This is a genomic window from Pelomonas sp. KK5 (assembly GCF_001984095.1).
Lineage (GTDB): Bacteria > Pseudomonadota > Gammaproteobacteria > Burkholderiales > Burkholderiaceae_C > KK5.
In genome coordinates, this window is the sequence record NZ_LYVQ01000047.1 from 25745 (window position 1) to 34731 (window position 8987).

The window sequence follows — 8987 nt, forward strand, 5'->3', positions numbered from 1 at the left end:
AGCAGCCACCCTCAGCCGAAGATGCCGTGGAGGTACCAGGCCACGCCGTCGTCCAGCTTGGCCTGGAAGATCCACAGCACGCCGGCATGCCGCGATTCGGCCAGCCAGTAGTCCCGGACCACGTTGCGGACCTCGCCCTTCTCCTCGTCGCGGTCCCACCAGCCTTCCTCGATGCACTGCGGGCCGGCCAATAGCTGCAGCTCGCCCTGGTAGACGGGCCGGTGATTGCGCACGGTCAGCTTCAGGGGTTCTGGTAGCACCCAGGTGGGCTGTGGCAGTTCTGTCGTGGCCTTGACCTTGCGCGGCACCGGCTCAGCCGCGGGCTGCCAATGCGTCATCCATTCCTGCCGGTGGTCCTCCCGCGTCACGCAGCGGCGCACGGCCTCGGGCCCCAGGCGCGCGGCCATGCGCTCCAGCACCAGGTCCAGCGACTCGACGTCCTCGGCCGCATCGGGCAGCAGGGACCCATTGCTGCCGGCCTGGTCGTGCACCTCGTCGGCGATCAGCTCCAGGTCGCCAGCGGGCGCCAACAGCTCGACCTTCGCCAGGTGTTCGGCCAGCAGGCGACACAGGTGTTCGAGGCTGCGACTCGGCTCCGCCGTACCGATCGCCAGGGCGCCGCCGGTGCCGGCCTCCTTCGATCGCATCGTGTCGTGGTACCAGCGCAGCGTGAAGCGCGTGACGCCGGCATGCCGGGCCGCCAGCCAACCGCACAACTGGACCAACAGCTTGCGCGCCCCCTGCAGCAAGGCCGGTGCATGCTCGACCCGAAACGGCAGTTCCAGGCGCGCGGCGAAGCTGTCCGGCAGTGTCTCCCAGACGTGAGCCTCGGCCGTATGCCCGTAGGCCCGGTCCAGCGCCTTCAACAGCGCTGCATCGAAGCGCCGGCTCAAGCCCCCACGAGGCAGTGCCCGCACGTCACCCAGGGTTCGACACCCGGTCTGAGCCAGGGTCGTCGCGTGGGGCCGCACGGCGCTCAAGCAATCCATCGGCAGGCTGTCCAGCAGCGCCGGCAGGGGCCTCTTGAAGCCGTTCTCGATGCGGCAACGGGCCAGCGCCTGCGCGGCCAGGCTGGTGCTGGCCCAGGCCACCTGCAGCACCCCGAGTTCCTCGGCTTCCGCGACCACGCGGTCACGCAAGCGCCGCTTGCCGCCGAACAGGCGCACGCTGGCCTCCACCTCCATCAGCACGGCGTCTTCGGAGACGGTAACCCGCGGCGTGAACTGCAACGCCCAGATCGCCACGGCCCGAAGGACGTCAGTGCTCGGGGGTTTCTGAGAGGTCGGATCGCTGGCGCACGGCGGCAGCAGCAGAGCTGTCCACAGCATCGCGGGGCTCGACAGGAAGGGGTGCAGGAATCAGGCGGCTCGGGTAACGCAGCCTCGGGGTCATGATGCGGCTCACGCCGCCAGGGAAGGACGGCAGGACCAGCCGCTCCTCCAAGGGCGTGCCGCGGCGTTTCAGCACATCGACGGTGATCTGCCAGTCCGTCGCCACGCGGGCCAACACGCGAAGCGGCGCTGCTGACGAGTCACGTGCCGCGGATTCCGGCCGGCACAGGAACACAGGGCCCTTGCAATGGCCCGCCAGCACCTGGAGCCGGCGCACCTGCTCGGCGCGCACGAGCGGCAGCCAGGCCACGACAGCCCCTGCGCTGCCGGCCTTGACCATCTGTTCGGTCGACCACAGGCGGTCGCGCGGTGTGTCGACGTCCACCCACACCAGGTGCCGCTCGTCGATGCCGTCGTGGCGCAATCCGGCCGGATGGGGCGCCAGCGGCGGGCCGATCAGCACGACCGTGCGGCCGGCGCGCGTCAGCCGCGCCAGCACTGGCGAGAGAAGCCGCAATTCGACGATGGAGAACTGGCTGACCAGGATTTCCGTGAGCGCGCCACAGGGCCAGCCTCCGCCGGGCAGCACGGCATCCAGCGCGGCGAAACCTGAGCCCTCCACCGCGACCACCGCGCTGCCCAGCTGATCGCCGCGCCACAGCGCCGCCTCGACCCTGGCAGGAAGAGGTTCAGAGGCACAGTCCGCGCCCTGGAGGCGGTCGTTCTGCGCGGGTGCTAGCAGGCCGGCCCCGGCCAACGGCAGGGTGTCCGGCCCGTGCGGGGCGGGCGGCATGATTGGGGGCTGATTCGGTCCAACGTGAGCGTCGAGGTCCAAACGGATATACTGGATGTCCATACAGTATATGCAAGCCCAGCCACTGTCCAGCCCGATCGCCGGCCGTTACGCGGCACGAGTTGGCGAAGACACAGCATCCATCGACCAACCACGGAGGTGCCATGCGATATCAGTTTGAAATGACCCTGCCCTTCGGTGCGGGCATCTCCCGCTTTGCCCTGGCGGCGCTCGGGCAGGCCGCGTTCGAGCGCGCGCTGGGCGGGCGCGACCACGCGCTGCTGCTGGCCCTGGACCTGCTGACCGAATGCTGTGACCACGTGGATGTGTTTCAGCAGGACTACCGGTCGCCGGCGGAGCGGCGATGGGGCGAGGCGGCGATCGCAGCCCATGATGCCGTCCTGCAGGCAGTTGGAAAGGACCTGATCGAAGAGCGGGCTTTCCGCAACGAATACCTTGAACATGCCTTCCTGAAGCTGACGCCGCTCGCCGTCGCACCCTACGAGCGCAAGGGCGCCTGGATCGAAGCCCATCTCGCGCGACTGCACGAACTGCGCTTCGAGGCGACGGAGCTGATGACGCCCGAGTACGGCGAGGTCGCCTACGAGCAGGAGGCGCAGCTTCATCCGATCTGGTGTGCCGACCAGTTGTTCGTCCAAGTCCAGGCGAGCAACGAATGGCCCCGCCGCGCGCATCCCGTCGGACAGCATGCCTGGTTCGCGCAGCTGCGAGCGGAACTCCAGACGGCCATTGCGGCGGCAAAATCGGGCGACGATGCAAACGGACCCACCACGGCCCCAAGCGCCCTTGCCCGGGAACTGGGCATCGTCGGCGCTTGAGCGCCAGCAACCTGGCGCGCGGCCCTCACCACGGTTCGGGCACGGAGCGTCGTCGCCATGAGGGTGCGCGTGGGAACGGCCTCCTGGACCGACAAGACCCTGATCGATTCCAGGCGCTTCTATCCACCGCAGGCGAGGAACGCTGAGCAGCGCCTGCGTTTCTACTCGACGCAGTTCCCGATCGTCGAGGTCGATTCCAGCTACTACGCCATGCCCTCGGCAACGAACGCACAGCACTGGGTCGAACGGACCCCGCGCGGCTTCGTGATGAACATCAAGGCCTTCCGCCTGATGACCGGCCACCAGACCTCGCCGGACGCGCTGCCGGCGGACATGCGGCAAGCGCTGCCGCCTGCGCTGGCCGCGAAGAAGAACTTGTACGCCAAGGACGTCCCCGGCGACATGCTCGACGAGCTGTTCGCGCGGTTCAGGGCAGCGATCGAACCGCTGCGGCTTGCTGGCAAGCTCGGTCTCGTGCACTTCCAGTTCGCGCCCTGGGTGCTGCGCGCGCCCAAGGACATCGAGCATGTCCGCTACTGCGTCGAGCAAATGCGCGGCTACCAGGTCAGCATCGAGTTCCGGAACAGCTCCTGGTTCACGCCCGAGCATGTCGCGGAGACGCTGGCCCTGCTGCGGGACCTGGACGTCACGAACACGACGGTCGACGAGCCACAAGGCTTCACGAACAGCATCCCGACGGTTTGGGATCTGACCAATGACCGCGTCGCCCTCCTACGGCTACACGGCCGCAATCACGAGACCTGGAACATCAAGGGCGCGACTGCGGCCTCGGACCGCTTCAATTACGACTACACGCGGCCGGAGCTCGAGGCCCTGGCCGAAGGCATCCGGCGTATCGGCGGCGCAGCCGGTGAGGTCAACGTCATCTTCAACAACAACTACGAGGACCAGGGGCAGCGCAATGCGCGAACCCTGATGGAGGTCCTCGGCGAGGACGCGGTCAAGGTCGAGACATTGTTCTTCGACGGCGAACTGCCCTTTTGACGGGCCCGCCTGCTCGCCCTGTCCGCGGCCCGTGCTGCGCAAATCGCCCGCAGTCGCCGGGGCGGGTCGGTGCGCTAGCCTTCGACGCGTGAATTGACGGCGCCCTGGCGCACGCGATCGCCCAGGCGAGTCACCCCGCGACGCCCATCGGCAAGAGGGCTCGTGATCAAACCCTTGGCTTGCAGGCTAAGCTGCACCGACTCGGGTACTTGCTTGCCGCCGACGGCCGGTGGGATGAAATAGAGGCCATCTTTCTCGGCACCGGTCAACACGATCTCTTCGCTCATGACTGATTGTCGCGCAGCCCAGATCATCAGAACGCGCGTCCTTAGAGAGCCTTGTGCAGTGCCTGAACTATGCTCCCAACAACCCTGCCCTTTGAGATTCGATGAAGCCCGTCTCGACCCGGCCGCATTGGCTGTTTCTGACCGCATTCGCCTTCTGCCTCTGCGAGGTCGTTGCCGGCGCGCTTTTCGGGGCCTACACAAGGAACGCCGACGTCATTGTGACGACATGCCTCGTCGCCGGAGTTCTCGTCGCCCTTTCGCTCTGGTGGTCGACACGGGACGAAGCCGGCAAGGGCCTGTTGCACGCATTGGTCCGCGTATCCCTGGCGACAATGGGCGGCCTGGCCTTCTATGCCAACCTGACCTACGCACTCTGGGCTGCGAAGGTGCCGCTACGGTTGCGCCTCATTGAAGAGGGGCGGATGGCCGAGCACTACTGGCTTGGCCCTGCCACGCTTGTGTATGCCGTTTTGTGCTGGATCGCCCTTCGATATCGAGCTCGCGACAACAAGTAGGCCGTCCCGCGTCATTCCATGTCTGTAGGTCAATCCGCTCCGACGGACTGGTCCTGGCAGCGACCCACGCTCCGAGCAATTCAAGGGCCCCGTCGATCCCATACCCGCCCGCTGCCGCGATGAGCACGGCTGCGCCGCTGCCGACCTTCTTGGCCGTGGACGACATCAGCCCCACGCTGCAGGTCGCCAGCTGCAAGCCCTTGGCCAGTTCCCACGACCGCCAGGTCTCTTCCGAAGGCGGCCTCGCTAGCAACTTGATCAGCGCTTCACGCGCGGCCTTTGGCGTGTCCCCGAAGTAGCGCAGCATCGGCGCGGTGTCGAAGCCGCTCGCCGGTGTCAGCCCCAGTACATAGCGAAGCGCGCCGTGCTTGTAGTAGGCGCGGCCGGCGAAGTGAACGCCATATTCAACAACAACTACGAGGACCAGGGGCAGCGCAACGCACGAGTCATGATGGAGATCCTTGGCGAGGACGCGGTTCAGGTCGAGTCCTCCTTCGTCAGGGGCGAGCTACCGTTTTGAGTGCAGGCGGATGCCCGACAGCTGAGCGGCGCCTGCCTAGCGTTTCTGGCGGCGACAAGCTGTCACGGGTGGCGTGGCGCAATGCCGGCCAGAATCGAAGACTTGCGATCGAGATGTCCCGACCACCCCATGCACAGCTCCCATCCCTCCGCCCGCGCAGCGACATCGCTTCGAGAAAGCTTGCAGCTCCCGACGATGAGTGCCGACGAGCTCGCCGGTTTCCGGCAGATGCAGACCGCGTTCCGGGAGCCGCTGGTCATGCCCACCTTCCTGCTGGCCGTGCCGGCGATGGCGTCCTTCGTGGTGTGGGACATGGCGCGGGAAGGCGGCTGGGGGACAGGCGCCAACGTGCGCGTGGTCGGCGCTGGCCTGGCGCTGGGCCTTCTCGGGTTCGTCCGCCTGTGGGCACCTACGGTGCGGCTGCAGTCCCTACTCCTGTACGTCGGGATGTATGCTTGACAGTTGGCCGTCGGCACGACCTTCGGCCCGGACACGCTGATGCAGTTTCCGGGCCTCCTGATCATCATGTTCGCCAGCGTCTTCGCGCTCGTGCATGCCCGCGATGTTTGGATCAACGTGCTGCTGGCGGCAATCAGTGTCCCGTTGGTGCTCCCGCCCGCACCATCGGTGGCGCAATGGCTGTACGTGCTCGGCCTGTATGGCTGCGTCGTCCTGCTGGCCTGGGTCAACTGCGCACAGCGCGAGCGCACGTCCGCCGTGATCTTCCTGAGCAAGTCGCAGTGGAAGCGGGACGCCCAGACCGACGTAGTGACGGGCTTGGCCAATCGGCGCACGTTCGAGGCGTTCATGGAACGAGAGGCCTGGCGGCTTGCCGCGAGCTCGTCCTCGCTGACGCTGGCCATCATCGACATCGATCACTTCAAGCTGGTGAACGACCAGTATGGCCACGACACCGGTGATGCGGTATTGAAACAGGTGGCGGCTCGGCTCCGGGCGAACGTCCGCGACACCGATCTCCTGGCACGCCTCGGCGGCGAGGAGTTCGGACTCGCGATGCTGGGAATTCCGCGGGACGCCGCAAGCGCCCGCTTGGATCGGCTCAGGCAAGCGATCGAGTCCCACCCGTTTGCGGTGCAGGGGCACTCGATTCGATGCACGATCAGCGCCGGCTTCACGGACGGCACGGCGGCCGACAAGAGCTGGGAAGCCGTCTACCAGCGCGCGGACAAGGGACTCTACGAAGCCTAAGGCCAGAGGGCGGAATCAAGTCGTGGCGATGACGTCAACGCCATCGAGCTGACGTCGATCCCCCGCCCACGCGATCAGCGGGACGGCAGCCTTGCGTCGCCCTCCGGTGCAAAGGACCGCACCACCAGGACCGAGTCGCAACGCTGCGTTCATCAGCCGCCGCTGATCGATCAGCCGATGTAGGAAAATCTCGTCGTGCAAGCATCACCCGAAAAGCTCCCGAACGAACGCATCGCGTCCATCGTGAAGGCCATCGTCGACGTCGACGACTTGGCGCAACTGCTCCGCCGTCAGCTGAACCGAGGCAAGACCTGGCAACGCCAGCTGCTGGCCTACCTTGAACAGGCAGACCTCGACGCGCAGGTCCTTCGCATGACGATCTCGCTCGAGCGGCCGGCCCCAGAACTTATCGGCGCCGCAGCGAAACTCGGCAGCACCTTCCGCATGGCCGAGGCCAACCTTCAGAGCACGCGCGCCGACCTGACGATGAGACAGGCCGTGCGCCTGCTTGTCAACATGAGCGGCATGCTCGCCAGCGCGCTGGAGGAGGAATCCAGTCACTTTGCGGGCGCGTCGTAAGCGGCGACGCCGGCGAAACCAGCGACACGGTTTTCTCCATCGCCGATCACATCCTGTCCCTGCGAGATTTGAGTCAATTTTCATCGCACCGCTGAAGCGCGGCAGGCATAGAGTGGATCCGTCCCCATCCAGGAGCGTCCCATGCAAGCACAAGCGCATGACCCAGCCGGGCAAGACACCACGCCGCAGACATTTCTTCGCATGCCTTCGGTCCTTCGGATGACGAGCCTGGGTCGCTCGACGATCTATCGGCTGATCTCGGAAGGGAAGTTTCCAAGGCCCGTTCGCATCGGCGATCGTGCCGTCGCATGGCGTCAGACTGACCTCGACAGTTGGAGTGAAACGCGTCAGCTATCGCACTGAGCCACTGTCCACCATTGCCCGCCGTGGGCTTAAATCTCGTCCGGCGGCTGCGAACGAGCTTGGGCGACATCGCGCAGCGCGGTGGCTTCCTCGACGATTCGCTGAGGCGCCGTACGCAGTATCAAGCGATCCGCAGGTAGTTCCTTACAGCGCGCCATGCGCTCGCACAAGGTGGACTTGGCAAGATGGAAATGCCGAGCCACCGAAGACGCTGAGCAGAGCTGGATGGAAACGGCAAGACATCCCACCAATGCCCGCCCCCGCGCAGCCACCATGTCATCCGCCTGATGAAGGTCGATCGGGGCCGCCGGCTGAATTCGAGCACCCACCCATATCTCGAGAAGCTCCAGCGCGCCATCGATGCCATAGCCCCCACTGGCCGCGATGATCCTGGCAGCGGGGCCTGCCACCTTCCTCGCCATAAACGGCCGCGGCCCCACGCTGCCTGTCGCCAGATGCAGGCCGCGATTCAATTCCCAGGCGCGCCATTCTTCCCCCGAAGGCGGCTTCTCCAGCTGCCGGCTCATCTCCGGTCGGGCCGAGGCGACGTTCTCGCCGAAGTAGAGCAAGAGCGGAAGCGCGTCAAAGTCACCGCCGGGTCGAAGGCCCATGGCGTACCGCAGCGCCGCGTGCGGATAGTGGTGCTTCATGGCGCACGCCGCCCTGGCGACCGGAAGCCAGGCGAGCATTCGGATTTCCTCCCTCACATCAGCATCGGAATCGAATCGCTGCGCCCGGTACTTGCCGGCCATGACATGGTCGCTCGAAGGTTGAATTTCGCGCACCCACCGTGACACCACGTTGGCAATGGACCTGGCAACGCTCTCGATCGAATCGCCGGGCCTCAGTCGCGACACGACGTGGATCTCCGTATGAAGGATGACGAAGTCGACAAGCACGCGGCCGCGACGACGGTGGGCCGCGATCAGGCGACCGCGGATGTCCTCGGGCAGCGATCGATGCACCAGGAAATCTCTGCCGGCAGCTGCCTGCCAGCACAGGCTCCATGTATGGCTGCCAGATTCCGCCTCCCTGGCGGCGGCAATTTCATTGCTCATGGTCTATTGACGTTTCAGCGACGCAAAACCTCAGCGCCAAAACCCTAGCGACCCGTCAATAGTGCGATTTGCGCACTTTGTAACCAGCGGACGCTGCGATGCGCCTCATCCGAACAATGGTTGATGTCGTGCCCTCGGCGCCAGAAGCACGACCGCCGGTCGCGCCCCTGTAGGCATCAACGACGGCTGCACCGAACGCTCGCGCATCAACGGCCGAAACCATCGACTCCCACCACCGCCGACGCTACCTTGAGCCCGCCCGAAAGCAATTCCGCCCAGGGCGATTCGCTCTCTCAACTGAAAGGAGTCCACCATGGACAAGACCACGCAAGCACCGGAAGTCGTCGACCTCGGCGACGCGAAGGAACTGACGATGGGCGTGCTGGCGCCCATCAACGAGGAAGACAACCCGGACTTCGACGCCAAGAAGTGACCCGGGCCTGAAGCGGCGCGCACGGCGGCATGTGCTGTGCGCGCCGCTTCTCCGC

Annotated in this window: 12 protein-coding genes; 8 read left to right on the forward strand and 4 right to left on the reverse strand. The window is 65.9% G+C overall.

Going from position 1 to position 8987, the window contains the following annotated elements; translation table 11 throughout:
- Positions 1 to 11: 11 nt before the first annotated feature.
- Positions 12 to 1328: a DNA polymerase Y family protein gene (locus B0W88_RS09730; RefSeq protein ID WP_077034466.1), complete on the reverse strand. Its 1317-nt coding sequence runs from the start codon at positions 1326 to 1328 to the stop codon at positions 12 to 14.
- On the reverse strand, positions 1258 to 2187 hold the full coding sequence (gene imuA, locus B0W88_RS09735) for a translesion DNA synthesis-associated protein ImuA (protein WP_144006689.1): 930 nt from the start codon (positions 2185 to 2187) through the stop codon (positions 1258 to 1260). The genes B0W88_RS09730 and imuA overlap by 71 nt, the downstream gene beginning before the upstream one ends.
- Before the next feature lie 119 nt (positions 2188 to 2306).
- Between imuA and B0W88_RS09740 the strand changes: the two genes are divergently transcribed.
- Together B0W88_RS09740 and B0W88_RS09745 are read left to right on the forward strand one after the other, a co-directional pair.
- Positions 2307 to 2963 (forward strand): hypothetical protein, encoded by a 657-nt coding sequence (locus B0W88_RS09740; RefSeq protein WP_077034467.1) that lies wholly within the window; start codon positions 2307 to 2309, stop codon positions 2961 to 2963.
- A 57-nt stretch (positions 2964 to 3020) separates the two neighbouring features.
- On the forward strand, positions 3021 to 3968 hold the full coding sequence (locus B0W88_RS09745) for a DUF72 domain-containing protein (RefSeq protein ID WP_077034468.1): 948 nt from the start codon (positions 3021 to 3023) through the stop codon (positions 3966 to 3968).
- A 74-nt stretch (positions 3969 to 4042) separates the two neighbouring features.
- On the opposite strand, the gene B0W88_RS09750 is transcribed toward B0W88_RS09745, so the two are convergent.
- Positions 4043 to 4255 carry a hypothetical protein gene (locus B0W88_RS09750; RefSeq protein ID WP_077034469.1) on the reverse strand — a complete coding sequence of 71 codons (213 nt, stop codon included), beginning with the start codon at positions 4253 to 4255 and terminating at the stop codon, positions 4043 to 4045.
- Positions 4256 to 4356: 101 nt separating this feature from the next.
- Here B0W88_RS09750 and B0W88_RS09755 point away from each other — a divergent pair, with 101 nt between their 5' ends.
- The 5 genes from B0W88_RS09755 (at position 4357) to B0W88_RS09780 (ending at position 7441) form a co-directional block, all read left to right on the forward strand.
- On the forward strand, positions 4357 to 4770 hold the full coding sequence (locus B0W88_RS09755) for a hypothetical protein (protein WP_077034470.1): 414 nt from the start codon (positions 4357 to 4359) through the stop codon (positions 4768 to 4770).
- A gap of 715 nt (positions 4771 to 5485) precedes the next feature.
- A complete protein-coding gene (locus B0W88_RS09765) occupies positions 5486 to 5749 on the forward strand; it encodes a hypothetical protein (RefSeq protein WP_077034472.1) in 264 nt (87 codons plus the stop codon).
- 3 nt (positions 5750 to 5752) lie between these two features.
- Positions 5753 to 6499, forward strand: coding sequence for a GGDEF domain-containing protein (locus tag B0W88_RS09770; RefSeq protein ID WP_077034473.1), 747 nt, complete (start codon positions 5753 to 5755; stop codon positions 6497 to 6499).
- A gap of 195 nt (positions 6500 to 6694) precedes the next feature.
- Positions 6695 to 7078 carry a hypothetical protein gene (locus B0W88_RS09775; protein WP_077034474.1) on the forward strand — a complete coding sequence of 128 codons (384 nt, stop codon included), beginning with the start codon at positions 6695 to 6697 and terminating at the stop codon, positions 7076 to 7078.
- Between the two features lie 201 nt (positions 7079 to 7279).
- Positions 7280 to 7441 carry a helix-turn-helix transcriptional regulator gene (locus tag B0W88_RS09780; protein ID WP_369973867.1) on the forward strand — a complete coding sequence of 54 codons (162 nt, stop codon included), beginning with the start codon at positions 7280 to 7282 and terminating at the stop codon, positions 7439 to 7441.
- 29 nt (positions 7442 to 7470) lie between these two features.
- Here the strand turns inward: B0W88_RS09780 and B0W88_RS09785 are convergent, their stop codons facing one another.
- Positions 7471 to 8499 (reverse strand): hypothetical protein, encoded by a 1029-nt coding sequence (locus B0W88_RS09785; RefSeq protein WP_077034476.1) that lies wholly within the window; start codon positions 8497 to 8499, stop codon positions 7471 to 7473.
- A gap of 313 nt (positions 8500 to 8812) precedes the next feature.
- Between B0W88_RS09785 and B0W88_RS32945 the strand changes: the two genes are divergently transcribed.
- The gene (locus B0W88_RS32945; RefSeq protein WP_144006691.1) at positions 8813 to 8932 is read left to right on the forward strand and encodes a rubrivinodin family lasso peptide; all 120 of its coding nucleotides are present in this window, start codon (positions 8813 to 8815) and stop codon (positions 8930 to 8932) included.
- Positions 8933 to 8987 lie beyond the last annotated feature (55 nt).

Coding starts and splice junctions, on each gene's coding strand:
- B0W88_RS09730 (WP_077034466.1), bottom strand. CDS start 1,328: ATGCTGTGGACAGCTCTGCTGCTGCCGCCGTGCGCCAGCGATCCGACC.
- imuA (WP_144006689.1), bottom strand. CDS start 2,187: ATGGACATCCAGTATATCCGTTTGGACCTCGACGCTCACGTTGGACCG.
- B0W88_RS09740 (WP_077034467.1), top strand. CDS start 2,307: ATGACCCTGCCCTTCGGTGCGGGCATCTCCCGCTTTGCCCTGGCGGCG.
- B0W88_RS09745 (WP_077034468.1), top strand. CDS start 3,021: ATGAGGGTGCGCGTGGGAACGGCCTCCTGGACCGACAAGACCCTGATC.
- B0W88_RS09750 (WP_077034469.1), bottom strand. CDS start 4,255: ATGAGCGAAGAGATCGTGTTGACCGGTGCCGAGAAAGATGGCCTCTAT.
- B0W88_RS09755 (WP_077034470.1), top strand. CDS start 4,357: ATGAAGCCCGTCTCGACCCGGCCGCATTGGCTGTTTCTGACCGCATTC.
- B0W88_RS09765 (WP_077034472.1), top strand. CDS start 5,486: ATGAGTGCCGACGAGCTCGCCGGTTTCCGGCAGATGCAGACCGCGTTC.
- B0W88_RS09780 (WP_369973867.1), top strand. CDS start 7,280: ATGCCTTCGGTCCTTCGGATGACGAGCCTGGGTCGCTCGACGATCTAT.
- B0W88_RS09785 (WP_077034476.1), bottom strand. CDS start 8,499: ATGAGCAATGAAATTGCCGCCGCCAGGGAGGCGGAATCTGGCAGCCAT.
- B0W88_RS32945 (WP_144006691.1), top strand. CDS start 8,813: ATGGACAAGACCACGCAAGCACCGGAAGTCGTCGACCTCGGCGACGCG.